Origin of the sequence: Acinetobacter sp. YH01005 (genome assembly GCF_013420465.1) — a bacterium.
GTDB classification, from domain to species: Bacteria; Pseudomonadota; Gammaproteobacteria; order Pseudomonadales; family Moraxellaceae; genus Acinetobacter; species Acinetobacter amyesii.
Genome location: NZ_VOYA01000015.1, coordinates 19,065 through 45,744 on the forward strand (window position 1 = coordinate 19,065; position 26,680 = coordinate 45,744).

A 26,680-nucleotide genomic window follows, 5' to 3' on the forward strand; every position below is an offset into this window, starting at 1 on the left:
AAGCTATGCTTGAGGCTATTTAGGGAAACCTAGATAATTCTAATAAAAAGGACGTCTCGGCGTCCTTTTTTGTTTATAATTATGAAAAATACTATTTTAAAAAGAGCAAGTTAAATGTCATTGCCTACATACGATCAGTTGATGCTTCCATTAATGAAACTTTTAGCAGAACAAAAAGAGGCAATAAAATTAAGTTCTGCCACAAAAATTTTAGCTGAAAGATCTGGGTTATCTGAAGCTGATTTAAATTTAAGGCTATCTAGTGGTACAAAAACAGTATTTTATGATCGTGTTGGCTGGGCGAAAACATATTTGGTTAAAGCAGGTTTGATACAACAACCATCACGTGGTCTTTGCGAATTAAGTACGTTAGGTTGGTCTATTGATTTGTCCAGCTTATCCAATATAACTAATCAGTATTTGATGCAGTTTGAAGGGTTTTCTGATTATAAAATTGGTTCTAACCATAATAAAAATATTCAAAATCTAGTTCTAATAGAAGAGCATGCTACATCTATTCAAACAGAACATTTGACGCCTGCAGAAATAATCGAACAATCATCAAAGGAGCTTAATCAAACAATTAAAGATGAGCTATTAAATAAAATTAAAAGTAATTCTCCAAAATTCTTTGAGCAATTAGTTGTCGATTTGTTGGTAATAATGGGTTATGGCGGTTCACATCAAGACGCAGCCCAAGCAATAGGTAAAACCAGTGATGGCGGCATTGACGGTATTATCAGTGAAGATCGTTTAGGTTTAGATAAAATATATATTCAAGCTAAACGTTGGGAAAATACGGTGGGGCGCCCTGACATTCAACAGTTTAAGGGAGCTTTGGCTGATCAAGTGGCGAAAAAGGGCGTATTTATTACTACTTCTAGTTTTAGTAAAGAAGCAATTGAGTCAGCAAAGAAATCAGGCATTGTTTTAGTTGATGGTGACAAGCTTACATCTCTCATGATTGAATTTGGTTTGGGTATTCAAATTGAAAGAAGTTTCCATATTTATAAAATAGATCAAGATCGTTTTGATGAAGATAGTTTTTAAAAAACTTAAAGGACGCCTCGGCGTCCTTTTTTATATCTCAACATTCTATTTATAAACAATTGACCAACTACTATCGCTTTCATTATTCGGTTCAGCTTTAGGCTTCGCTTTATGGGTAAAGCTCTGCCAAGATTTCGTCGATTTACGTTCGGGTTTCATGCTTGAATCATAGCGCTCTACACGGTTACGGCCATTTTCTTTTGCTTGATACAGCGCAATATCCGCTTGCTTAATCAGTTCAGTTAGATTTTGCTTATGTGATTTAAGCTGTGAAACACCAATGGAAACGGTAAATTGGATCGGGTGATTTGCGACATTCAGCAAAGATTGATTTTGAAGCGTTAAACGAATACGTTCCGCGATCAACATTGCATCCTGTATTTGCGTTTCCGACAGAAGCACAATAAATTCTTCGCCACCAAAACGAGCCAAGACATCTTTTTGGCGCATTTCTTTGCGGGTGGTTTCAGCGATACATTGCAGTACCTGATCACCAACATCATGCCCGTAATTATCATTAATATGTTTAAAATGATCGACATCAAACATCAATAAGCAAGTGCTTGCAGGCGTTGGCCATTCATGGATGCGATGTTCAGCCAGTTGAACAAACTGACGACGGTTATATAACTGGGTGAGCTCATCTGTATGCGCTAGATTTTTCAGCGTATGCATATTCCAATCGTCAAGCAGGGTGCGTAAAAAATGACGTCGTGCATTGAGCGTATTGTTCCAGCTCATATGAATGCTGATCATCCAAACAGGAATAGACACCACCACAAAAATCAGTGCTTCTTGCCATGATAAAAGCTGACTCACCGCAAAATATACCAATAGCGAAATGAGGCCCGAACAATACAAGGCTGGCTTAAATTGTGTTTGTACGCAGACGTTGGCAATTAAAATAAAGATCGCCGCACCATAGATATAGGACGAGACCATTGGGCTATTTGAAGCCAGTAATAAGCCAATCCAAATCGCGGTGCTACAGACCGTCCCGATCGGTAAGATCATGTCGAGTACACGAATGTCTTTTTTGTATTTAAATAAATAAAAGCTAACCAATAAAGCCACAATAATCAGGGCAACTCGAGAAAGGCCTGACCAAAAGAACATGTCTGGAATAATAAAAATGTCAGCAAAAAAATAAAGAAGAAACGTAATCTGCGCCATGTAGTTCACTTGACGCAAATAAGGTAACTGATGGGCATACTGATGTTGTAGAAAATAGTTTCTAAACTGCGTAGGAATACGTGCAAAAGGATCTGCAATGGCTTGTTCAATCTCGGCACGATTGGCAAGATCACACTCAGAAAGTTTCAAAGTATGAGTATGATTTTTACGAACTTCCTGAGCAGACGAATTAGTCCGAGAACTCATTCGTACATCAACAGACATGTCCCTTCTCCATAAATGGCTTAGGACAAATTATGAACAAAAAACACACAAAAATATCTACCTGAAACTAGGGATTTTTCGAATGAATGATAAAAAATCGTCTGATGATTGTTACAAAATATATTATTAACTTGCTGTTTTATAAGTTGAAATTTGATTGCGTCCTGCAAATTTTGCTTGATAAAGTGCCTGATCGGCCATGCGAATTACACTTTGTAAATCTCGGTTTTTTTGACCAAATTCGGCAACACCAATTGAAACGGTAAATTTAAGTTTTTGTAGTGTATCAAGTTCTAAATAATCATCGGCTATTGCCCGTCGCAGACGTTCGGCAATGTCTTGAGCCTGACGCAGGTGTGTCTGCGGTAAAAGAATTATAAACTCTTCACCGCCGAAGCGGGCAATGATGTCTTGGCTACGTAAAGTATGTCGGCACGTTTCGGCAATTTGTTGTAAAACATGATCACCAATATAGTGCCCAAACTGATCATTAATATTTTTAAATTTGTCGACATCAAAAATCAGTAATGAAAGTGGCTGTAACGGTTTGGACTGATGATGAATATGATAATTGGCAAGTTGAATAAATTGACGTCGATTGTTTAAGCCAGTCAGCACATCGGTATGCGCCATAATATTGAGCGCTTCGCGGTTCAACTGATCGAGTTTACTGTGTAAAAACACAATTCTGGATTTTTGCGTTGAATTCCAACTGAATTCCAACTGATATACAAACTAAATAACAATACGGGCGAATAGATCAATATAAACAGTTGCAGTTGATGGATATTGCCAGAAATGGCGAAATACACCCCAATCAGTAAAATTAGACTGATACATAGAGAAATGAGCACAGCAGCCTTAAAGCGGATTTGCACACATAAATTGGCTAACACAATAAAAACCAAAGATGCATATAAATAGATCGGCACATCGGGGCTATTGGATAAATTGAGTAGGCTAAACCACAGCGCAGAAGCACCAACGATCGATAGGGGAAGCATCAAGTCAAAGAGTAAAATGCTCTTGCTATATGTATAAATGCCCCATGTGATGCCCATCATCAGTAAGGTATAGGCCATTTTTAAGCCTATCGCGAGCAAGCCCACATCGGGCAACATAAACCAATCCGCTATGGCATAAGAGAGATAGGCCAATTGTGCAACGATGTTGACTTGGAAAAAGAATTTAAAAAGTTGACGACGATGGTAGTGGAAAAATTCTTGACGAAATTGAGCAGGAACGCGAACAACGGTTCCTTTCAAGGCTTTTTGGATCAGTGCACGTGATTCTTTCTTATACTCATTGATCATGCAAGATTACCGACGGGTGAGCATGGCTTGTATGTAATTTTATGTAACTCAAATAATCTATATCATTTTTATTTAAAATTAAACACGTTATTTCAAGGATTTGTGAATTATTTGGTGTTGTTTGGTCAAAAGTGAGTGTTAATTTATGTTACTTAAATTTACATTTCACGTGATCTGAGCAAGTAATTTTGCATTGGGTATTGTCTAAATAAGCATCAATAACTGTTATGCTGTATGTCATATTAGGCAACAAAAAAACGATTGTCCTATCTCTGTGATTCAGCGTATTAATGACAGCTGAAGAAGATTGAGTTAATGCAGATATAATGGAAAAAATGCATAGCTCTAGCCGATAGTCCTTGCATCGGCTTAGCCAAATTTAGGGTAAGAATATGACCAATACCAATTACACAGAAATATCTCATTCCGACGATTGTGAAAAATACGTCAATCAGTTCATTCAAGAATTTCCACTGCGCCGTGCTGAAATTGGTCAAGGCACAGTGATTAAACGTGCTTTACCAAGTCGTCATAAACGGATGATTGGTGCATGGTGTTTCCTTGATCATGCCGGTCCAGTGCATTTTCCGCAAGGTGATGGCTTAGATGTCGGTCCACATCCACATATTGGTTTGCAAACCTTTACCTGGATGATTGATGGTACCATGATGCATACCGACAGTTTGGGCACACATCAGTTAATTCAGCCCAAACAAGTCAATCTCATGACAGCGGGTTATGGTATTTCGCATACTGAGGTTGCTCCAGAGTCTGAAACACAAATGCATGCTGCGCAGCTTTGGATTGCATTGCCAGATGACAAAATCAATATGGCGCCCCGGTTTGACCATTACCCAGAGTTGCCTGTGGTGACACAAGACGGGATTGAATTGACGGTATTGGTGGGTGAATTTTTACAGACTAAATCGCCGGTAAAAGTACATAGTGAATTATTGGGGGTCGATCTGCGTAGTTCGGAAAGTCAAAGTACCGTCCTGCCGCTCAATCCAAAATTTGAATATGGCTTTATGGCCCTCGAAGGGACTGCCAGTATCAATGGTCACGAGCTCAATGAAGACAATATGGTGGTACTTGAGCCGGGCTTGACCCAAGTCAAAATTGACCTACATGCAGGTGGCCGTGTTTTATTATTAGGAGGCGAACCTTTTGAATCACCGATTCTACTGTGGTGGAATTTTGTGGGGCGCACACAAGAAGAATTGAATATTGCCCGTGAGCAGTGGATTAATCAGGACGAACGCTTTGGCTCTATTCCTGACTATGATGGTCCACGACTAGAAGCACCGGCTTTCCCTGATAAAATGCGTCCATCACGTTAACTTAAAAATAAAAATGAACAGCCGTACCTGTGGTAAAAATGGTGCGGCATAACCATGAGGGAGTCATTATGGGTATCGTCGCAACGGCAACAGTAAACACCTTAGAAGCACCGTGGTCAGGTGAAGTTCAGAGTGGAAAACATCAACTTATTACCGATAAGCCCGAATCATTTGGTGGCGGGGATTTAGGTTTAGCACCGTATGATTTACTGTGTGCCTCCTTAATTTCATGCACCATGATTACTTTGCGCATGTATGCAGCACATAAACAAATTCAATTGGGTGAGTTTCGTGTCGAGGCAGACTTTTGTGCGAACCGTGAAGGTGCTGAATGGGTTGAGCGACGTCTACATTTTCAAACGCCCTTGGATGCAGAATTAGAGCAAAAAATCTTGTCCATTTGTGAAAAAACCCCAGTGACAAAAACTTTATTGCGCAGTGTAGACATTAAAACCACTCTAGTTTAATTTAAAAGCAGGTCGCTGCTGTACTGTGCAAAATTTAGTTTTGATATAGCCCTAAGCAGTGATCTGACACTTTTTATGATTTAAGTACTTCAAAATAATAATGGCTTGCCAGAAATAAGAAAATTTTAGACTTCATATAGGAGATGAACCCATGCGGGTGCTACATCATCTAGAAAAATCTCGTTCATTTCGTATTTTATGGGCAATGCAGGAATTAGGACTGGATTATCAGGTTCAGTTTTATCTGCGCCAGCCAAATTTGTCTGCTCCCCCTGAGCTTAAAGCCATCCATCCTTTAGGGAAGTCGCCCATATTGCAGGATGATGGACTGGTCTTGGTAGAATCTGCAGCGATCTTGGAGTATTTACAAGAGAAGTACGATCGGCATGATTTTTTTGCAGCCAAGGCGGAACATTCAAAACAACAATATCGCTTTTGGATGCATTATGCCGAAGGTTCTCTGATGCCGTTATTGGTGATGCAGTTGGTCATGAGCAATGTGCCACGCCATGTACCTTGGGTCATCAAACCCGTAGCTAATCGCATTTGTGATGGGGTCAAAAAAGGTTTTGTACGACCTCGCTTAAAAGAACATATCGAGTTTTTAGAAAACCATTTAGCGGAAAATGAATATTTTGCGGGACCGTTTAGCTTTGCGGATATTCAGATGACGTTTCCATTAGAAGCCGTCATGACCCGAACGCAAGGGCGATATCCACAAATTCAGGCTTTCTTACAACGGATGCAACAGCGTCCTGCATATCGCCGTGCCAAACAACAAGAACAACAGTTGGAAGCACAGCAAGACCGGCGGGATGATTCTGCTTAGCTCACATGATACAAGCGTTCTTTAGGGAAGACGACTTTAAACAGCGAACCACGGTTTTCTTTGGACTCAATTTCAAGGTGTGCCTGATGTTGCATCAAAACGTGTTTCACGATGGCAAGACCTAAACCTGTTCCTCCCGTTTGGCGACTACGTGCGCTGTCCACACGGTAAAACCGTTCCGTTAAACGGGGTAAGTGTTTCGGGTCAATCCCGATACCCGTATCTTCAACGGTAAAATAACCATGCGTACCATCATCATGCCATCCAATGGTCACAGTACCGCCTTTGGGGGTGTATTTAATTGCATTGGTGATGAGGTTACTAAAGGCACTCGCCAATTCCATATCTGATCCGATTAGGTCACAGTGACTATCAATCTCGAGATTCAGTGTATGTCCATAATCCACATTGTAAGCATGTGCATCGTCATATAGTTGGTTCATTAGGCTGGGCATTTCAATGATTTGATTTTTAGCAACTTTTTTATCATTTTCCAGACGAGATAATAATAACAAGTCATTAACCAAAGCATTCATACGGCGGGTTTGAGACTGCATTTGATCGAATGCGCGTTTCCAGCGTGGATTTAAATCTTCCTGATCGGTAAAGGTTTCGATATAACCACTTAAAACCGTGAGCGGTGTGCGTAGCTCATGTGAAATATTATCGACAAAGTCTTTACGCATCTGCTCAAGGTTATGCATACGTGTGACGTCATAGGCCACCAGTAATCGACTTTCGCGACCAAAACGGGTCAATTTCACTTGCACATAATGGTCTTCAAGTACCGATGATTTCATTTTCAAACCATCGGGTGCTAAATCGATATTGGTAAAGTATTCGATAAAACTGGGCTGTCTTAAAATACTTAAAATATTGCGCCCTTGATCGAGCTGTTGAATCCCCAAAAGCTTTTCTGCGGCAGGGTTCCACCATTCGATTTGGTGTAATTCATCAATCAATACCACCGCTTCAGCAAGCGCCACCAAGGAAGATTGAGCGCGGTCAATTAGGCCGACCATTTCAGCTTGTACGATGCGTTCTTGGCGCTGCGCACGGTATACATTAAAGAGCAAAGCCCCCCAAATACCGTCTAAATTCGGCGGAACATCATAGGGACGATTTGAAATCCATTCGTTAACCAAGTACAGCGAACGCATTTGCAATGCAAAAAACACTGCAAAGGCAATTAAGATGCAGATCCATAAGTACCCGGTACCAAAGCCGATGAGTGCAGCAATGAGCAGGAAAAATGCCAGCAGTCTTAAATCCTGCTTGGCAAAAGTCCATAAACTGCTGTAACGGAATTTTTTATGTTCACTGGCAAGTTCTGGGACGGGATACGGTTCGTACATAGAAAATTAAAGACCTAAAATGACTAACCCATCACAGCGTCTGCACGGGTAGAGAAACGGTAACCTGTACCACGAACAGTTTGGACATAACGATCGGCTTGGAAAGGTTCAAGAACTTTACGCAAACGACGAATATGAACGTCAATGGTGCGGTCCTCAATATACACGTTTCCACCCCAAACCTGATCTAATAATTGAGCACGGGTATAGGCACGTTCAGGATGAGTCATGAAAAAGGCCAATAGACGATATTCAGTCGGTCCCATATCTAAAATGGTGTTGCCAAAGCTGACACGTTGGCTGACTGGATCGAGGATTAAACCATTGGCATCAATGGTTTTTTCACCACCCAATGCATTTGAGCGACGCAGCACCGCTTTAATCCGTGACACCAACTCACGGGTGGAAAAGGGTTTGGTCATGTAGTCATCTGCGCCCGCGTCTAGACCTTGGACTTTATGGTCTTCTTCACCACGTGCAGTGAGCATGATGACTGGAATTTCTGACAAATTTTCATCGCGTTTTAAACGACGACATAGGTCTACACCACTCACGCCACCAGGCATCATCCAATCCAATAAAACCAGTGCAGGACGCTGATCTACAATCATTTGGTGCGCTTGTTTGGCATCTTCAGCTTGCTGACATTGAAAACCAGCCATATCCAGTGAAGTATGGATCATTTCCCGAATCGGGAGTTCGTCGTCGACGATTAAAATATAGTCATCTTTCACAGCGCAATACCCTATTTTATGTAAACGGTAGACCGTTTTATATTTATGACAGGCTTATTACAAAGATTAATTATGACAGTATCATTGCAAAAATGATCTTTCATTGGGGTTTAGAAAGAAATTGTGACAATTTAAATCCTGAAATATTCAACAACATGGGCTTTGCATCATGCTGTTGTCACAAAAAAATCATTCAAAAAAAATTGTAAAGATCAGTGTTGAGGCCAAAATTTATTTACTGGGTTTTTCAGAGAAAGCATCTAACAAGGCCAAAAAGACCACGCTACATGACGATAAAACCTCATCAATCGGCTGTTTATAACCACTCATGACCCAACGAATCGCGATTTGGGTGACATAACCATTGAGACCAGTTGCGACCATTGAAATTTCACGTTCTGAACGATCAATATTCGGCATCATGAGCATGACAAAGGCATGAATCATACGGTCAAAGCGCATCATGGTTTCATGAATTGTGGCTTGGTTATGTAGCTCTTGTACCAACATAGCATCGATGTAAATGATGCGCGCCATACGGGGATTATTTTTTAAGGTTAACAGTAGGGCAGTTAAACCCGCTTCAATCATTTTTTTAGAATCGGTTGATGCTTGCATGATGGCTTGCATCACGTTTCGTTGCAGTTCATCGATTAATTTTAAAAAGATGGTCTGGAACAGTTGCTCACTTTTCTTAAATGATTCATAAAAATAGCGTTCGGTCAGCTTGGCTTCCAAACAAATATCTTTCACAGTCACTGAAAAAAAGCCATGTGTACCATAGGCTTCTATACCGGCTTCAATCAGTTTTTCACGTCGCGCTTGCTTACGTTCACTGAGAGAAAGCCCTTTAAATTGACGTTCCTTCACATTTTTTGCCTGTTGTTGTTCTGTGTGATTTGTTGCATCTGTCATGAAAATATACGCTGAACTAAAGCAGAATTTTGTCTTATTTTAGCAATAATTTCAGTTTAAACCTATGTTTAAGCATTGGCGATTTCAACAGCTTAGCACGTCCTAAGATGACATTGACAATATGTATTGTCAAAACTATATTAAGTCGACGAACTGCACACATTGGCAAATGAGATCACGCTGTGATAAAGCCAAGCGGCAGCATAAAGGAATAAGGAATCACAATGAAAAACTTCAAAAATAAAGTGGCTGCCATTACAGGTGCAGGTTCAGGTATTGGTCAGCAATTGGCTGTGCTTTTGGCGAAACAAGGCTGTCATTTGTCTTTAAGCGATGTGAATGAACAGGGTCTAGCGGCAACCGTTGAATTGGTGAAAGCCAGCAATGTACGTGTAACCACGCAAAAACTCGATGTGTCAGACCTTGCGGCAATGAAAGCATGGGCAGCACAGACCGTTAAAGATCATGGTTCCGTGAATATGATTTTTAACAATGCGGGTGTGGCATTGGGTACGACCGTTGAAGGGGCAAGCTACGAAGAGCTGGAGTGGATTGTTAATATTAACTTCTGGGGTGTGGTTTATGGCACCAAGGAGTTTTTACCGTATATTAAGCAAAGTGGTGAAGGTCATATCATCAATATTTCCAGCTTGTTTGGCTTAACGGCACAGCCAACACAGTCGGCATATAATGCCACTAAATTTGCAGTACGTGGCTTTACCGAATCTTTACGCCAAGAATTGGATATTGAAAACTGTGGCGTGAGTGCGCTATGTGTACATCCGGGCGGGATTCGTACCAATATTGCCAATGCCGCAAAAATGAATGATAGCCTGAAAAGTTTAGGCATGAACCCGCAAAAATCGGCACAGTCCTTTAATAAATTCTTGCGTTGTCCACCTGAAGAAGCGGCTCGTCAAATCATTGAAGCAGTACAAAAAGATAAGCGTCGTTTATTGATTGGTAATGATGCAAAAGCGATTGATTTAATTCAACGTTTGCTTCCGACGGGTTATCAAAAATTAACTGCCATGGCGACTAAATTTGGTCAATAAGCGGTAATTAAAATCAATTGAAAAGAGCCCACGTCAGTGGGTTTTTTTATGCTCTAGTAATATCAGAAGCGCAATTTGATCCAAATAAAAGAACGATACGCGGTAGTGTCATCCGCAATTGTTTGAGACAAGACGACTTTTAATCAAAAATGTTTTTGCGATCCTTTGAATCATTTGATGGTATTAAACGAGTTTTGTCGGTGAGGTGTATTGCACCGCAAGATGGTTTCCTTGCGAAGCACGCTTCTCATTTTGTCGAATGAGAAACAACGTTTCGTAAGAGTACCTCCAGCCGAAGGCTAATCCCGTTATTCAATCCCTAGATGTAAGACTCCATCGAATAGATTTAAAAATCATTTTAAAAATCCGAAATTACTTTTACAGGCGTAACATCAGTTATTAAAAGCGCAAAGCGTATTTCTTATTTCATAAAATGAGATATAAAAATGGAAATAACTGATGATTTGAAATAAGCAACTGTTGAATAACCAACAGTTATTTGGCGTTAAAACCAACAGAATTTATCAGGTTTAAATAATAAAACTTTAAAAAATAAATACTTAAAATGTTGGCACAGTTGTTGCCATATTAGAGTGAACAAAACTCACCACTGTATGGAACATTTATGAGTACTTTTACGCATCGATATCTTTCTGCTTTTCGTGTCCTACAACAGGCATGTTGTTGTGCTATGACACTCGCGATGATGCGCGCTTAAATTCTAAAAGCTGTCTTCGAGTTTCGGTCGTGCATAAGTTGAATAAAACCTATGACCACTCAGATTAATTTTTAAAAAACCCACGCAGTACATTCACTTCATGCACCTTGCATGGGGTTGGGGGATTTTGCGCTTTGGGAAAAATGTTAGTGAAACCAAATCATGAAAAAAACCACATTAACCGTTGCGGTCGGACTGATTTTATCCGCAACCAGTCCGCTGAGTTTTGCATCGGATGAAGCACTTCAGCAAGAACTGAGCAGCTTAAAACAACAAATTGAGAGTTTGCAAAAACGCTTAAATGCAGTGGAATCTGGGACGACCAAAAGTAAAGTCGTAGAAACGGCCGCGTTGACGACAGAAGATACGACCAACGCCGCTGATGTTGAAGGTGAAACGCAGGTTTCAGAAGTAACCACAGCAACATCCGAAGATATCGACGGCTTACGTGCAGATATTGAAAACTATAAGTACGATCAGTCACGTCAATATGAACGTCAAATCACCAAATCGACTCGTGATACAACCCTGTATGGCACAGTTCAACTACGTGCCAGTGCGCTCGATGAAACGGGTGTGTTGGGTGCAACCAAATCGACATTTGATATTGGGACTGCGCTGATTGGTGTGCGCGGGAATTTATTCCGTGATTATAATGAAGGCAAAAACCTCGATTATCAATTGTCCTTTGGTTATGGCAAACGCAATGATGGCACCAATAACAGTAACTTTAACTTACTAGATGCCTTTGTTCGCTATAACGCTTTTGCCACCAATGCGGGCCCTGAAACTGCCAAACTCAACTTTACGCTCGGTCAGCAGTTATTACCCTTTGGTTTAGATGTGCAGTCTCCTGAAGATTTGCGTCCAACCATTAGTACCGCTGCAGCTTCGACCTTTTTAGGACTGTTTAACCGTCAAAATGGATTTATCGTCCGTGGTGATGCCAAACCTTTTGTCGACTTTGCATCGAACTACCGTGCGCCGCTGTTTGAGTATGCCTTAGGGGTAACCAATGGGAATGCCAGTAATAAGGCAGATGACAACAACGGCAAAGATTATATCGGTCGTGTGGCTTTTACCTTGCCAGTGGACTACGCCAGCATTTTCCGTGAGTTGAAGTTCGGTGCCTCTTATATCAAAGGCGAATCGAAAATTTCAGCCGGCGGAATCACTGATGATGCTGCGAAACGTGATCGTTTGGGTTTCGATATTTATTATAACCATGCCCCATTTGGCGTGACCTATGAATATCTGCAAGGCAAGACCGATTATGTTGACACCGTAGCCCAAGACATCAAAGAAGCCAAAGCGGAAGGGCATACTTTTACCGCTTTCTACACCTTGGGTGATCAGTTCTACAACAGTATTAAATCCAATGCCAAATTTGATGGTTTCTGGCCGAAGTCAGTCCAAGGCTATTACCGTTTTGACCGCTATAACCCGAATAGAAACAACGCAAGCTATCTCGATACCGCGAGCGGTCGTATTGGTGAATATGACATTCACTCTTTGGGTTTAAACCTATTTTTTGCGCAAACCACAAAATTCCAATTACAGCTGAATCACTACCTGTTTGATGTCGAAACGGCAAATCAAAAAGACACCAATGAGCTACAAGCTCAGGTTCAGTACACCTTTTAATTCAAAAATTTAAACCATTAAGGAACATTTAAAATGAAAATTATCTCTAAAAAAATCGCAGCTACATTCTTGGCACTTTCAGCACTTGGTTTAAGCATTCAATTGCATGCTGCCAATCCCAAAGAAATTCGCATTTCAGTATCAGCTGCGGGTGAGGGGGGTAAACCCAAAGTGGGCGGTAGTTTTGTAGCTACAGCACATTTACGAGGTGTGCTCGAACAAGAATTTAAAAATGATGGCATTAAGGTGAATTGGCTCTTTTTCCCAGGAGCAGGCCCTGCAACCAATGAAGCTTTAGCCAATGGCAAAGTGGACTTTGCATTGCATGGCGATTTGCCCTCATTGGTTGGACGTTCGACGGGATTAAAAACCAAAGTGTTGTTCTCGACAGGGCGTTTTGGTCCTACCTATGTGGTGGTGCCTGCCGGATCAAATGCCAAATCCTTTGCAGATCTAAAAGGCAAAAAATTCTCCGTCTTTAAAGGGACCAATGGTCAGATCGTCTTTAACCGTGTGTTAGCGAAATACAATTTAGCAGAGCGTGATTTACGAGTGATTTCGCAAGATGCCTATTCGGCACGTACGGCGTTAGCGACAGGTGATATTGATGCCACGATTACTTCACCGTTTAGTTTGCAAGCGCGTGGTGTGGCGAAAACATTACTAGAAATTAAAGATCCTAAAGTTGCACCGATTGCGCACTTTTGGGTGACAGAAAGTTTTGAAAAACAATATCCAGAGGTGGTGCAACGTGTCGTGACGACACTGATTAAACAAGCGCAGTGGAGTTCTCAAGAAGCTAATCGTAGTGCGCAATATAAACTTTGGGCACAAAGTGGCATTCCGTTGGTGGATTATCAAAAAACGTGGGATGGCTGGAATTTAAAAGACCGTACTACACCGCTATTAGACGAGTTCCACCGTTCACAAATTGACAGTGCTTTAAAAATTGCCAAAGACGCTCGTTTAATCCGTCGTGATGTGGATACCAAAACATGGTATGAGCCGAAGTATCTGAATAATGCCTTGAAAGAGCTGAAGTTAGAGGGTTACTGGCGCCAATTTAATGCTCAAGGTCAACCGAAGTAAGTCGCAGCCATGAGTCGTCCGATTGAAAGCAATGTGATTGCCAGTCCATTAACCACCAAATTTATGAGCAGTTTTGTGCTGCTTACGATTTTGGCTGGACTGGGTGTGGGTGTAGCACGGGTATTAATTTCCTTGTATGCCGTGCATTTAGAAGCCACCGAATTGCAATTGGGGTTAATTTCTGCAGCGCAAAATTTTGGCATTTTGATCATGGCATTGCCGATTGGCGTGTTGGTACAGCGCTTTGGATCTTTGAAAATATTTTGCATCGGCAGTGTGTTGGGCGCCGTGGTGTATAGCTTAACGCCACTCAAAGCTGGTGCATGGTATCTCTTTGCGGTGACTGCCTTGGTGAGTTTTGTCTTACCCATGCGTTTTGTTTCGATCAATACCGTTTTTTTGAGCAATTTAAAGCGTTTAGGTCCAGTCCGTGCGGGTTGGTTTCGCGGTTCGCACATGATGGGATATTTCCTGATTGCGCCTGCATTGAGCGTGTTGTTGGTCGAGCATTTCGGCTATGGCGGAAGTTTTTATGTGGTGTCTTTGCTTTTTTTAGGCACCTTGCTGTTGGCTCCGTGGTGCTTTCAACGTAGTACTCCGCAAGCGACGAATCGCCCGCATTTTCAATGGCGAGATATTGTGGCGCCTTTGGCACTCATCAAAACCCATGCCTCGCTACGGATTGTCTGCATATTGGAATTTTTGAGCAGCGTGGCAAATAACTACTTTGGCTTTTTCATTGTGGTGATTGCTATCCAAAGTTTTGCACTTTCGGAGCCAATGGCAGTGATGCTGCTGACCGTACAAGGCATTGTCTTTGTGGGATCGCTATTTAGCATGGGCGGTTTGGCTGAGCTGATGGGTTATCAAAAGTTTTATTTGATTGGCCTAAGCCTGATGGCAACGGCATTACTGATTTTAGCCTTAACCAAAATCACGCTGTTGATGTGGCCTGCTTCGGTCATGTTTGGACTTGGACTCGGTATGTTGCATATCGCCAATTTTATGTCTTTCGCCCGAGTGGGTGAGCAAACCGCGATGGCTAAGATTTCTCCAATTTTAGCCCTCGTCGGACCTTCGGGTGGACTGTTGGGTGGCTTGATAGGCGCCGTATTTGGCGCACAGGTTGGACTACAAAATTTATTTTTACCGATCGGGCTGGTGTTTATTGGTCTGATTATTTTGATCAGCAAAGATCAGGAATTTATTCAATTTTTAAAACCTGATGTCTCAGAACAGAGCGTAAAAGGACAAGAATTATGAGCCTTACGGATGTATCTGCACATTCGGTTCCCTTGCAAAGTGACCGAAGTGCGTTGGATTTTTTTAAGACCTATTTAAAACTAACTTTGCAAGTGGCGTGTGGACTCCTGATGCCAGTTTTGTTGTTCGGTCTATGGTATGTGGCAACACTGAAACAGTGGTTGCCGGAGCAGATTTTACCTGCACCGAGTCTGGTGTGGCAAAGCACAGTCGAATTATGGCAAAGCGGTGAATTGAGTTTTCATTTTGCTATCAGTGCCAAACGTATTTTATGGAGTGTCTTGCTTGGTGCCAGTGTCGGGATTTTGCTTGGTACTGTGTTGGGATTGGCCAAACGTAGTCGGGACTTTATTTTTCCGACGGTGAATCTTGTTGCGCAATTTCCCATAGTTGGCTGGATTCCATTATTGATGATTTTCTTAGGCATCGATGAGGCTTTGAAGATTGCCGCTATTTCATTGGCTGTTTTACCACCGGTGTTGATTGCAACCTATAAGGGCATTACTCATGTGCCGAATAGTTTGATGGAAGTGGCAGAGGTTTACCAATACAGCAATTGGCAGAAACTCAAAGAAGTGATTTTCCCAGCTGCACTACCCAGTGTGATCAGTGGTTTACGTCAAGGCATTATGCAGGCGTGGTTGGCATTGGTTTTTGTCGAGTTATTAGCAAGTAGTGAAGGAATTGGTTATCTCATGGTGTGGGGACGTCAGCTAATGCAGATGGACTTAATCTTCATGGCGATCATCCTGATTGGTATTACGGGCTATGTCTTAGATACCTTGCTGGCTTGGTTAGAAAAAACGGCACGCTTTCATGCAACCCGAGTAGGAGGCAACTCATGAGCATTCTTTCATTACACGGGGTAGCGCACCAAGTCTTAGTTAAAACAGCAAAAGCACTCGTTCTACCTGTGGCATTTATCGCACTGTGGGCAGTGGCTTCACAGCAAAACTGGGTCGATCCAAAGTTGATTCCTAGTCCATGGCTCGTGCTGCAAAAAGCTGTGACCGTGCTCCAACAACCGAGCTTTTTGACAGGCTTTGCCGAAAGTTTGGCACGTAATTTTATCGGCTATGGCATAGGTGCGATAGCAGGTGTGTTGTTTGGGATCTTGATCGCGAGTTCACGCCTTTCGAATTGGTTATTTGCACCGAGCTTTCATGTATTGCGTCAAATTTCGCTGTTTGCATGGTTGCCACTCATTTCGACCTTTTTAGGTGAGGGACACGGCGCCAAAGTGCTGTTTATTACCTTATCGGTGTTTTATCCCGTGGCGCTACACACCTTTGAAGGTGTGAGCAGTATTTCGCATAAATATCGTGAAGTGGCCGAAGTCTATCAATTTCCCAAGACATACGCGTTTCGTAAATTGATATTACCCGGTGCTTCGGCGCAGATTTTTGTCGGTTTACAACTTGGGCTGATTTTCGCATGGCTTGCCACCATCGGCTCTGAATTTTTATTGGCGAACTATGGCAATGGTCTGGGCAATATCGTGATTCAAGGGCGTCAGGCTTTTGATGTCGAACTGATTATTTTTGGCATGTTGCTGATAGGAATTGTGGGCGTGTTGCTCAATACGGTACTGACTTGGGTTGAGCGTAAAGTTTTAGCTTGGCAGCAGGTTGGATAGGAGAACATAACAATGAAAAAAATGACAATCCATAACATTCCTCAACTCTGGCGCAATATGTTCCTTGCAGCATTGGTCGGTGGCACAGCCTTGGTGGGTTGCAGCACGCAGCGAGTGGATGAACCTCAGCAAGTGGCTTTAAAAGAACTACGCTATCAAAGCTATCCGGGACTGGTGTCCTTACCTGAATTGGCACAAGACTTGGGCTATTTAGGCGACATTAAACTCAGTTATGTTGGCACGGTACAAGGTGGGCCACAAGATTTACTCACTTTGGTGGCCGGAGATGTTGATTTCGCCGGAGCCTTTAATGGCGCTGTGGTGAAAGTTATTGCCGCGGGTCTAGATGTTGTCCCAGTCGTGGCATCTTATGGCAGCGATGCTGAGCAAAACGTGGGTTTCTACGTGCTAGAAAATAGTCCTATTCGTGGCCCACGAGACTTTATTGGCAAGAAAGTCGCAGTGAATGCCTATGGGGCGCATTATGATTTTGTGGTGAAAGATTATTTGGCTCGCCATGGATTAACCGATGATGAAATCCGTCAAGTTGAGCTGATTATGTTGCCACCAGTGAGCTCAGAACAAGCTCTACGGAATGGTCAAATTGATATTGCGGTGTTCTCAGGCATTTTGGAAAAACGGGCCTTAAAACATGGTGGTGTACGCAGCATCTTTAAAGATATTGATTTATACGGTCCTTTCACTGCAGGCAGTTTTTCGATGCGCGGAGAGTTTATTCAAGCGCATCCTGAGTTGGCTCGCACCTTTGTCAGTGGCGTAGCCAAAGCACAGGAATGGTTACACAACACGCCGAAAGAGCAAATCATTGCCCGTATGGAAAGCATTATTGAAAAACGTCAACGCAATGAAAATACAGCACTTATTCCATATTACACAGGCACAGGTGTCCACGAAGTGGGTGGTGTGCAAAAAGATCAGGATTTTGCCCCATGGGTGAGTGCCTTAGAAAAAGAACACAAATTAAAACCGAATCAAATTGAGGTCAGTCGCATCTATAGCAATGAATTTAATCCCTATGCGAAAGACCAAAAATCAAAAGGAATATAACAATGACCAGTGCATTACATTTAGATCACGTGCGTAAGGTATTTCCTGCACAAAACCATGTCGGCAGTAAAAACTATAAGCCTGAATTTGTTGCCGTAGAAAATGTCACTTTGGATATTCAGCCGGGTGAATTTGTTTCAATCGTGGGGCCAAGTGGCTGTGGAAAATCTACATTATTAGACTTAATTGCGGGTTTAACCAAACCGTCTGCAGGGCAGATTTTACTGAGTGGCAAGCAGATTACTCAACCGGGTTTAGACCGTGGCATTGTGTTTCAGCAATATGCGCTCTATCCATGGTTAACCGCACTGGAAAATATTGAATTTGGTCTAGAAGCCAAAGGCGTAGCAAAAAAAGAACGCCGTGAAAAAGCCGAATACTATTTGCAGCTTGTGGGCTTAAGTGGCTTTGAAAAGCATTATCCAAATGAACTCTCGGGCGGGATGAAGCAGCGGGTTGCGATTGCCCGAAGTTTGGCTTATGAACCAGAAATTTTATTGATGGATGAGCCCTTTGCTGCCTTGGATGCGCAAACCAGAGAAACCTTACAGGCCGAGCTGATCAATATCTGGAAAAGCTCGAAAAAAACCATTGTTTTTATTACTCACAGTATTGATGAAGCGATTTATCTGAGTCAGCGCGTGGCGATTATGACCTCAAGACCGGGGCGAATTAAGGAAGTGATTGAAATTCCGCAAAGCCTGCGCAGCTCCAGTGAAGATGTCCGTTCATTGCCTGAATATGGCCGAATTCGCCATAAAATTTGGTCATTGCTCAGTGAAGAAGTGATTAAAGCGCAAGCCCTCGAAAAACATAAACAGCTTGCACATAACTAAAATATTCCAGAGGATTTATTTATGTCATCGACTAAACAAGCCATCAGTTATACGCAATCGTATAACGACATTAAACCCAGACTACAATTCACTTGGTTAAACACGGTCTTTAAACGCACCATTGCCATTGTGGCTTTTTTCTTGCTGTGGGAGATTCTGCCGCGGAGTGGTGTGGTCAATCCAGCCTTTTTACCGCCGCTATCTGTGGTGTTGGAAACCACATGGCAGCTATATCAAAGCGGTCAATTAGGCATCCATTTCTTGGCCAGTATAAAGCGTTCCATTATTGGTTTCATTTTGGCCCTAGCGATCGCAATTCCTTTAGGTCTCATCATTGGTTGGTACAAGCTCGTGGCTGAAACCTTAAATCCATTGTTAGAATTGTTTCGAAATACCACAGCATTGGCGTTGATGCCGCTGTTTATCTTATTTTTAGGCATTGGTGAAACCTCAAAAATCAGTCTGTTGGTCTACGCGTGCACATGGCCGATTTTATTGAACACTATTACAGGCGTACAAACGGTCGATCCCTTACTGATTAAATCGGCACGAACCATGGGCCTAAAACCCTATCAATTGTTCAGAAAAGTGATTCTACCTGCATCCGTACCCACGATTTTTGTCGGTATCCGTCTTGCAGGGGCGATTTCGATTTTGGCCCTAGTTGCAGTAGAAATGTTTGGTGCCAAAGCAGGTCTGGGATATCTGATTATTTATTCGCAATTTAGCTTTGAAATTCCACAAATGTTTGTAGGCATATTAGTCATTACCCTCGTGGGTTTATCCTTTAACTATTTCTTGATTGGACTAGAAAAATACTTTACAGCGTGGAAACGAAACCCCGTGGAATAATCTAGACAAAATGGAAAAATAAATAAAAACCTCGGGATATACCGAGGTTTTTTATTACTGATTTTTTATACTTAAAATAATGCAATGAATAAAGAATAATGTAGATGAATATTTATGTATCAGTTTTTGGGATTATTATTTTAATGTGGAGTAAATAAAAATATGACTTATTTATAATAAGCCATATTTAATTAGGCGAGTGCGAATTACATTCCTTGTCACTCCAAGCAAACGAGCCGTATGCACTTGATTGTATTGACAGTGCTGATACGCACTTCGGATAAATTTTTCTTCAATCAGCTCATTAATATTGTCATGCTTAAGTTGATTTGCGGCTTGAAAAATTTGTAAAAAGGTCTGCTCAAGTAATTGTCCAGCATCTTGAATATCTTTGATGTTGGTTACAGCAGAGGTGGCATTTTGTAAGTTAAAAGGTTCTGCACGCGAAAACGACGATGCACTTTGAATACTCGAAAAACTAATATCTTCTGGTTCAATCACACCTTTTTCACTGACTAAAATCGCATGTTGAATGGTATTTTCTAATTCGCGAATATTTCCCGGCCAGCTATGTAAATGGAGTTTCTTGAGCGCCAATGGGCTGAGGCGTAATGGTGTGTCATGTGGGTTGGTTTGATAGACCTGAATGAAGTGTTTAACCAAAGGCAAAATGTCACCACGACGCTCTGAGAGACGTGGAATGCGTAGCAACGCCACATGTAAGCGGTAGAATAAATCTTCCCTGAAACGCCCGTCCTGTACGGCATGCTCTAAATCGACATTGGTTGCGGCTATGATTCGGACATTAATTGGAATGGATTTGAGTGAGCCGACTCGAACGATCTCTCTTTCTTGTAAAACACGGAGTAATTTGACTTGCATAGGCAAGGACAGGTCACCAATTTCATCTAAAAATAAGGTGCCATTATGGGCTGCTTCAAACCAACCGACACGGCTATTAATTGCCCCTGTAAAGGCTCCTTTTTCATGTCCAAATAATTCGCTTTCGACCAAGGATTCGGTAAAGGCACCACAGTTCACTGCGATAAATGGACCTTTGGCACGATGGCTCAATTGGTGGATTTGGCGTGCAACCAATTCTTTACCTGTGCCTGTATCACCAATGATGAGTGCATTGGCCTCACTTGGTGCAATTTGTTCAATTCGAGACAACAACGCTTGCGATAACGGATCTACAAAGACCGTTGCTGTTGCCCGTTTATGTTTCAGTGCAGAGGGCACTGCAGGGTGGGTCAAAATAGACATATCTTTTCTTATAGTTGTTGAAAATGCAGATCATGATGAAAGATTTAAAAATAAAAGATAAATAATAATTCGATATTTAAATATCAGTTTCACCGATAAATTCATGCGTGGATTATTTATCTGATTTTAAGATAAATAAAATCGGGATAACTAAAGGATAAATCAAGATATAGCAAGTGATTGAACTGTTTTATAGTAAAGCTCTCTTAATAACAAAAGGCATAATTAAAATGGCGATTACTTCAGTAAATGTGCGAAACCAATTCAAAGGCGTGATTAATGAAATCGTAGAGGGTCCTGTGGTTTCAGAAATTGATGTGGAAACCAAAGCGGGCTTTTTTACGTCCGTGATCACGACGCGTTCGGTGAAGGATTTAGACTTAAAAGTAGGTTCAGAGGTAGTGGTGTTAATTAAATCGACGGAAGTGTCACTGGCTAAACTCTAAGGTTTAGTCCAGCAAAGTTTGTCAGCACAAATAGAGAATAATGATATGAGCGTAGAACAAGCTGGTTCGGTTTCTATTCAGCAGCTAACGAAACATTATCCCACACAAAAGCAAGAAGACTTAACCGTACTTGAGGACATTAACCTGAATATTCAGCCGGGTGAGTTCATCAGTATTGTGGGAAGTAGTGGCTGCGGAAAATCCACATTATTACGGTTGTTGGTTGGTCTAGAGCGTCAGTTTCAGGGCCAAATTTTGGTTGATGGTCAGCCTATACAGGGCACGAGTTTGGAACGCGGCATCGTGTTTCAAGATCATCGCCTGTTTCCATGGTTGACGGTACGGGAAAATGTACGGATTGCCTTGCATAAAAGTCAGTTTAGCCGTGCAGAAGAAGATGTATTGATTGATGAACATTTAGAGTTGGTCAAATTAACCCAATTTAAAGATGCTTATCCTTCGCAGTTGTCTGGTGGGATGAATCAACGTGTGGCGATTGCCCGGAGTTTGGTGAATCGACCACAGATTTTACTGCTCGATGAGCCCTTTGGCGCACTCGATGCGTTGACGCGGCAAAATTTACAGGATGAATTACAGCGAATCTGGCAAAGTGAAAAAATCACCATGATTATTGTCACTCATGATGTCGAAGAGGCGGTATTTTTGGGTGATCGGGTTGTGGTCATGCAGCCACATCCGGGACGAATTAAACGTATTGTAGATATTCATTTAGCCCATCCGCGTAAACGAGAAGATGTCCGTTTGACCAATATTAAAAATGACATTTTGACTGACTTTAGTGATCCAGTAAAAGATCAGTTGCTTGAACCTTTATCTCACCGATTTGCTGATTATAAATTTGCATGGTAAGTCTGGATTGACCATCTCATAGACAATGTAAAAGCCCCGAATTCAGGGCTTTTTTAGGCTTATCAAATATAGTCAGTATGATCATCGTTTAAGCTAGATCAATTTCAGTCCATAAAAATGCCCCAGTTGGGGCATTTGTTTTTCAGTTTTATCAAGCGTTGGTTTATGAGGCTTGAGAGGTATGTCTTTTTTCTAAAACATATTGGTTTTCAGGTCGTTTTAAACCTAAGTTTTCACGTAAGGTCTTGCCTTCATAAGCCGTGCGGAATAGACCACGACGTTGCAGTTCAGGGACAACCAAATCCACAAAATCATCTAAGCTTGCAGGTGTGGTTGGTGGCAAAATATTGAAACCATCTGCCGCTTCATTTTCAAACCACGCTTGTAGTTGATCGACTATTTGTTCGGGTGTTCCGATCAGTGTCCAATGCCCACGTGCGCTTGCAACCCATTGGTAAAGTTGTCGGATGGTAAAATTATTTTTACGGGCAATCTCTAAAATCAGTTGTTGACGGCTTGCGCCATTTTGCGCCTGTGTTAAATGTTCTGGCAGCGCTTGGTCGAGGTCAAATTGCGACAGGTCTTCAGTAAAACCACCCAATTGTTTGAGTAAGTTCAGTCCCAAAGTCGGATGAATATATGCATTTAATTCATCGTATTTTGCCCGAGCTTCGGCTTCAGTTTGTGCAACAAAGATCGACACACCCGGCATGATTTTTAAGTCATCCGCATGGCGGCCATATTTCACTAAGCGGTTTTTGACATCACGATAAAAGGCTTGCGCATCTGCTAAGTTCTGCTGTGCTGTAAAAATCACTTCGGCATATTTACCGGCTAGTTCACGACCATCTTCAGACTGTCCCGCTTGTACAATCACGGGATAGCCCTGTGGTGGACGAGCAATATTTAATGCACCATGTACCGCAAGATGTTTACCCTTAAAGCGAGGTGGATGCAGTTTATCGCCCGTAAAAAATTGCCCAGTCTGTTTATTGTATTCAAAGGCATCATCTTCCCAAGAGTCCCAAAGCTTTTGTGCCACTTCAATAAACTCATCCGCACGTTCATAGCGTTCTTTGGGGAGCAGCGCATCATTGATGCCATAGTTTTTTGAAACCACACTGCCAGAAGTGGTCACCACATTCCATGCCGCCCGACCTTCAGACAGATGATCTAAAGAGGCAAATTTTCGCGCTAAATTATAAGGTGCTTCATAGGTGGTCGACGCTGTGGCAATAAAGCCTATATGTTCGGTTACCGCTGCAAGTGCAGAAAATAGGGATACCGGTTCGAGCCCGGCAGAGAAGGTGCCATTGAGACCCAAATCAGGTGTTGTATCAGGATCGACGGTGACGGGAACATCCGCAAGGAAATAGGCATCAAATAAGCCACGCTCTGCGGTCTTTGCCAGTTCAATAAAGTATTTTAAATTGTGACTATCCTGTGGGCGAGCCTGCGGATGGCGCCAACCTGCCACATGTTGCGAAGTCCCTGGTACGAATGCCCCTAAGCGAATTTGACGTTTAGACATAAAAATTTCTCATCCCAATTATTCTTAAAAGATAAAAGGGATAAGAACAAAATCTATGCCAAACCGTAATTATTTGAAAATAAGAGGGTTTTAATTTTAATTGGTTCTAAGTGTAGATAAATCAACAGGATATAAAGCCATGTGTTGAAAAATAAACAGCAGTTTAACGGCAAACTTTATGCATGGATCAGTACAAGATTTTCCATATGTAAACTTAAAGCGTGTATTGGCATTGAACGCTATTAGCAAACTTTATAGCAATACTTTGATGGCTTTTCGTCTCCATACCAGTTGGTAATACAGCCCTTGTAAAATACATAAGCTGACAAAGGCCAAGGCATAGGCATACCAAATACCTTTTAAGCCCCACCATTCACTGAACAGGTAGGCACACGGCACTTCAATGCAAATAATGGCCATAATATTAATAATCATCGGCACGGTCACTGTTCCGCTGGCCCGCATAATGGAAGCAAAAATCGCACTGGCACCAAAAAATAAAATCGACCAAAGCACAATGAACAGCAATTCTTGACCGAGAACCACAACTTCAGGATCTGTAATAAACAGCGCCATTAAATATTTAGAGAACAAATAGCCCAATGCCACCAAAATACCAGTAATAATGAAATTCATCCCGATGGCCGTACGTTTCACACGATTAATTAATTCAGAATGACCTGAACCAATGGCTTGTGCTGCAAAAATAGAGGCCGCAATCGCGATGGACAAGGCTGGGAATTGGATATAGTTCAAAACCTGATTGACCGCGCCATATGCTGCAGTAGCATCAGCACCATGGCGGTTAACTAAGCCGACAATCACGAGACCGGCCACAGAGGTAGTGACCATCTGAATACCCGTTGGAATCCCCAGTCTTAAGATAATTTTGCTGAGATCATGTTGATGGCGAATATGACGAATCAACTCGAAGTCGAGTTTGAGCGGGTGATCTTTCTTTTTTAAGTAGAAATATAAAAATATCAAAGCAATTAAAAAGCCGATATGACTGGCAATGGCAGGGGCAATAATACCTAAACTTGGAAATCCAAATTTTCCGGCAATCAGCACGGGTGTAATGATCAGCCCTGAACCAATGGTCATACCCGATGCAATCAGCGGTGTTGTACTGTCACCGACCCCACGCAAAATCGAGGTATAAATAATATAAATAAAGAGCAGTGGGCTACCGGCAAGCATCCATTGCACATAAGGCAAAGATAAATGCATCACGTCTGGGGCTGTGCCTAAGGCCAATAAAATGGGCTTGGCAAATATCACCCCTAAAAAGGCAATGATGCTGCCACCAATCAAGGTCATAAACAGCGTGGAACCCACGACGGTACGAACTTTTTCAAGGTTTTGCGCGCCCCAAGCTTGACCCACCAACACGGTTGCACCTGCCGATAGTCCAATCACAAAAGCCATTAAACAGAACAAAATTGGGAAAAATACCGCGACGGCTGCAATGGCATGTACCCCAAGCATCTGACCGACAAAAACGGTGTTAATGGTCCCAGATAAATTCTGCAAAATATTGGTGGCGATCAAAGGCACCAGAAAAACTAAAAACGTTTTCCATAAATTTTGCTGAGTAACGAGGGACTGTTGTTTTGACATGCTCAGGTCCTAGACGCGGCGTTTTATGATTTTAAGTTACTGATAACACTATCATGTTTGCATTCAAAAAAGCCTTAGTTTTTGAGTAACCAAGGCTTCATTATTTCTACATGTCTGTTTTAAAAAAACGTTTTGGCAGATACTGCTTTAAACTGTGGAGAGAATCTCTGCAGCTCGATCTAAGGTGGCATCTTGTTTGGCAAAACAGAAACGTAATAATCGTAAATTTTCAGGCGGTTTTTGATAGAACACTGAGACAGGAATCGCCACGATTTTATGTTGTTCTGCCAACAACTGACACATTTCCACATCGCTTAAATTTGGGCGTATGGCACTGTAATCAAGGTTTTGGAAATAGGTACCTGCCGATGGAATCAACTCAAATCTAGAGTGGCTTAAGCCCGCATTGAAACGGTCACGTTTAGCTTGGTAAAAATCGGCCAATTCAGCAATGTGCTCAGGATGTTCTGCCATAAAGTTAGCCAGTGCCATTTGTACGGGCGTAACACCGCAGAAATTGGCAAATTGATAGATTTGGCGAAACACTTGCATCAAGGCTGGCGCTGCAATGCAATAACCGGTTTTCCAACCTGTGACGTGAAAAGTTTTACCAAATGAACCCACGACAAAACTACGTTCACGCAGCTCAGGAAATGACAAAGCAGATAGATGCTGACGACCATCAAAAATTAAATGCTCATAGACCTCATCCGACAGCACAATAATATTTTTATCTCGAATCAGTTCGATCAAGTTGAGCCAGTCCTCACGCCCCCAAACAGCACCTGTTGGATTATGCGGTGTATTGACAATAATCATTCGGGTTTTATGGTTAATTGCAGCGGCAACACGATTCCAATCCACAGTAAAATGGGGCGTCTCTAAGGCAATATGAATGGGTTGAGCCCCAACCAATTTTACACTGGGCGCATAACTGTCATAGCTCGGATCAAAAATAATCACTTCATCATCCGCATGAACCACGGCTTGAATGGCACTAAAAATACCAATGGTTGCACCCGGGGTAATGGTGACTTCGGTGTGAGGGTCAATATTTAATTGGTCGCGATGGGCAAACAGTTGAACCAATTGCTCACGCAAATGCATCAGTCCATCGCCGGGTGCATATTGGTTAAAACCCTGTTGCGTCGCATCACTTAGCGCATTTAACAGCGCTGGAGGTGCAGGGAAATCAGGAAAACCTTGAGATAAATTCAGTGCATTTAGACGCTGCGCCATTGCGCTCATGACGCTAAAAATAGTCACACCTTGTGCAGGCAGTTTGGATTCAATTGTGATCATGGAGCTTAAAATTTTTAATAGGTTGCATTTTGAGTGTAGCAGCATCTCAGCGGCTGCGAAAAGTTAGATCAGCAAAATTGATC

25 protein-coding genes are annotated in these 26,680 nt (G+C 42.0%); 15 read left to right on the forward strand and 10 right to left on the reverse strand.

Features of this window, described 5'->3' with window-relative positions:
* Window positions 1-114 precede the first annotated feature (114 nt).
* Entirely contained in the window at window positions 115-1,050 is a 936-nt protein-coding gene (locus FTT72_RS11355) for a restriction endonuclease (RefSeq protein WP_168378829.1), read from the forward strand.
* A gap of 45 nt (window positions 1,051-1,095) precedes the next feature.
* Here FTT72_RS11355 and FTT72_RS11360 read toward each other — a convergent pair whose 3' ends face one another.
* The 3 genes from FTT72_RS11360 to FTT72_RS11370 form a co-directional block, all read right to left on the reverse strand.
* On the reverse strand, window positions 1,096-2,430 hold the full coding sequence (locus FTT72_RS11360) for a GGDEF domain-containing protein (RefSeq protein ID WP_180178420.1): 1,335 nt from the start codon (window positions 2,428-2,430) through the stop codon (window positions 1,096-1,098).
* A 144-nt stretch (window positions 2,431-2,574) separates the two neighbouring features.
* Entirely contained in the window at window positions 2,575-3,132 is a 558-nt protein-coding gene (locus FTT72_RS11365) for a GGDEF domain-containing protein (protein ID WP_180178396.1), read from the reverse strand.
* Window positions 3,102-3,761 carry a hypothetical protein gene (locus FTT72_RS11370; protein WP_180178397.1) on the reverse strand — a complete coding sequence of 220 codons (660 nt, stop codon included), beginning with the start codon at window positions 3,759-3,761 and terminating at the stop codon, window positions 3,102-3,104. Before FTT72_RS11370 ends, FTT72_RS11365 begins: the two co-directional genes overlap by 31 nt.
* Window positions 3,762-4,153: 392 nt before the next feature.
* Between FTT72_RS11370 and FTT72_RS11375 the strand changes: the two genes are divergently transcribed.
* From FTT72_RS11375 to FTT72_RS11385, 3 genes are all read left to right on the forward strand, one after another.
* Window positions 4,154-5,101 (forward strand): pirin family protein, encoded by a 948-nt coding sequence (locus FTT72_RS11375; protein ID WP_180135614.1) that lies wholly within the window; start codon window positions 4,154-4,156, stop codon window positions 5,099-5,101.
* Window positions 5,102-5,169: 68 nt separating this feature from the next.
* Complete coding sequence (locus tag FTT72_RS11380) at window positions 5,170-5,568, forward strand: OsmC family protein (RefSeq protein WP_078191507.1); 399 nt, start codon at window positions 5,170-5,172, stop codon at window positions 5,566-5,568.
* 151 nt (window positions 5,569-5,719) lie between these two features.
* On the forward strand, window positions 5,720-6,397 hold the full coding sequence (locus FTT72_RS11385; protein WP_180024720.1) for a glutathione S-transferase family protein: 678 nt from the start codon (window positions 5,720-5,722) through the stop codon (window positions 6,395-6,397).
* On the opposite strand, the gene phoR is transcribed toward FTT72_RS11385, so the two are convergent.
* The 3 genes from phoR to FTT72_RS11400 form a co-directional block, all read right to left on the reverse strand.
* Window positions 6,394-7,752 (reverse strand): phosphate regulon sensor histidine kinase PhoR, encoded by a 1,359-nt coding sequence (gene phoR / locus FTT72_RS11390; protein WP_180107659.1) that lies wholly within the window; start codon window positions 7,750-7,752, stop codon window positions 6,394-6,396. The genes FTT72_RS11385 and phoR overlap by 4 nt on opposite strands.
* A 23-nt stretch (window positions 7,753-7,775) precedes the next feature.
* Window positions 7,776-8,486 (reverse strand): phosphate regulon transcriptional regulator PhoB, encoded by a 711-nt coding sequence (gene phoB / locus FTT72_RS11395; protein WP_078191504.1) that lies wholly within the window; start codon window positions 8,484-8,486, stop codon window positions 7,776-7,778.
* A gap of 231 nt (window positions 8,487-8,717) precedes the next feature.
* The gene (locus FTT72_RS11400; protein WP_180055687.1) at window positions 8,718-9,401 is read right to left on the reverse strand and encodes a TetR/AcrR family transcriptional regulator; all 684 of its coding nucleotides are present in this window, start codon (window positions 9,399-9,401) and stop codon (window positions 8,718-8,720) included.
* A 224-nt stretch (window positions 9,402-9,625) separates the two neighbouring features.
* Between FTT72_RS11400 and FTT72_RS11405 the strand changes: the two genes are divergently transcribed.
* From FTT72_RS11405 to FTT72_RS11445, 9 genes are all read left to right on the forward strand, one after another.
* On the forward strand, window positions 9,626-10,456 hold the full coding sequence (locus tag FTT72_RS11405) for an SDR family oxidoreductase (RefSeq protein ID WP_078194047.1): 831 nt from the start codon (window positions 9,626-9,628) through the stop codon (window positions 10,454-10,456).
* Window positions 10,457-11,336: 880 nt separating this feature from the next.
* On the forward strand, window positions 11,337-12,818 hold the full coding sequence (locus FTT72_RS11410) for a carbohydrate porin (protein WP_180178398.1): 1,482 nt from the start codon (window positions 11,337-11,339) through the stop codon (window positions 12,816-12,818).
* A gap of 33 nt (window positions 12,819-12,851) precedes the next feature.
* Window positions 12,852-13,907 (forward strand): ABC transporter substrate-binding protein, encoded by a 1,056-nt coding sequence (locus FTT72_RS11415; protein WP_180178399.1) that lies wholly within the window; start codon window positions 12,852-12,854, stop codon window positions 13,905-13,907.
* A gap of 9 nt (window positions 13,908-13,916) precedes the next feature.
* Window positions 13,917-15,170: an MFS transporter gene (locus tag FTT72_RS11420; protein ID WP_180039784.1), complete on the forward strand. Its 1,254-nt coding sequence runs from the start codon at window positions 13,917-13,919 to the stop codon at window positions 15,168-15,170.
* Window positions 15,167-16,015, forward strand: a complete 849-nt coding sequence (locus FTT72_RS11425) for an ABC transporter permease (protein ID WP_111885793.1) — start codon at window positions 15,167-15,169, stop codon at window positions 16,013-16,015. The genes FTT72_RS11420 and FTT72_RS11425 overlap by 4 nt, the downstream gene beginning before the upstream one ends.
* The gene (locus FTT72_RS11430) at window positions 16,012-16,806 is read left to right on the forward strand and encodes an ABC transporter permease (protein WP_180178400.1); all 795 of its coding nucleotides are present in this window, start codon (window positions 16,012-16,014) and stop codon (window positions 16,804-16,806) included. Before FTT72_RS11425 ends, FTT72_RS11430 begins: the two co-directional genes overlap by 4 nt.
* Before the next feature lie 12 nt (window positions 16,807-16,818).
* The gene (locus FTT72_RS11435; RefSeq protein WP_257233422.1) at window positions 16,819-17,874 is read left to right on the forward strand and encodes an ABC transporter substrate-binding protein; all 1,056 of its coding nucleotides are present in this window, start codon (window positions 16,819-16,821) and stop codon (window positions 17,872-17,874) included.
* A 2-nt stretch (window positions 17,875-17,876) separates the two neighbouring features.
* Entirely contained in the window at window positions 17,877-18,710 is an 834-nt protein-coding gene (locus FTT72_RS11440; protein WP_078191496.1) for an ABC transporter ATP-binding protein, read from the forward strand.
* A 21-nt stretch (window positions 18,711-18,731) separates the two neighbouring features.
* Complete coding sequence (locus tag FTT72_RS11445; RefSeq protein WP_078194039.1) at window positions 18,732-19,562, forward strand: ABC transporter permease; 831 nt, start codon at window positions 18,732-18,734, stop codon at window positions 19,560-19,562.
* 171 nt (window positions 19,563-19,733) lie between these two features.
* Here FTT72_RS11445 and FTT72_RS11450 read toward each other — a convergent pair whose 3' ends face one another.
* Complete coding sequence (locus FTT72_RS11450; protein WP_180178401.1) at window positions 19,734-20,828, reverse strand: sigma-54-dependent Fis family transcriptional regulator; 1,095 nt, start codon at window positions 20,826-20,828, stop codon at window positions 19,734-19,736.
* A gap of 230 nt (window positions 20,829-21,058) precedes the next feature.
* On the opposite strand from FTT72_RS11450, the gene FTT72_RS11455 reads away from it, so the two are divergent.
* Entirely contained in the window at window positions 21,059-21,274 is a 216-nt protein-coding gene (locus FTT72_RS11455; protein ID WP_067765474.1) for a molybdopterin-binding protein, read from the forward strand.
* Window positions 21,275-21,319: 45 nt separating this feature from the next.
* Entirely contained in the window at window positions 21,320-22,144 is an 825-nt protein-coding gene (locus FTT72_RS11460; protein WP_078191493.1) for an ABC transporter ATP-binding protein, read from the forward strand.
* A 163-nt stretch (window positions 22,145-22,307) separates the two neighbouring features.
* Here FTT72_RS11460 and FTT72_RS11465 read toward each other — a convergent pair whose 3' ends face one another.
* From FTT72_RS11465 to FTT72_RS11475, 3 genes are all read right to left on the reverse strand, one after another.
* Entirely contained in the window at window positions 22,308-23,675 is a 1,368-nt protein-coding gene (locus FTT72_RS11465; protein ID WP_180178402.1) for an LLM class flavin-dependent oxidoreductase, read from the reverse strand.
* A gap of 252 nt (window positions 23,676-23,927) precedes the next feature.
* Window positions 23,928-25,295 (reverse strand): MATE family efflux transporter, encoded by a 1,368-nt coding sequence (locus FTT72_RS11470; protein WP_078191490.1) that lies wholly within the window; start codon window positions 25,293-25,295, stop codon window positions 23,928-23,930.
* 147 nt (window positions 25,296-25,442) lie between these two features.
* Window positions 25,443-26,597 carry a methionine aminotransferase gene (locus FTT72_RS11475; protein WP_180178403.1) on the reverse strand — a complete coding sequence of 385 codons (1,155 nt, stop codon included), beginning with the start codon at window positions 26,595-26,597 and terminating at the stop codon, window positions 25,443-25,445.
* Window positions 26,598-26,680 lie beyond the last annotated feature (83 nt).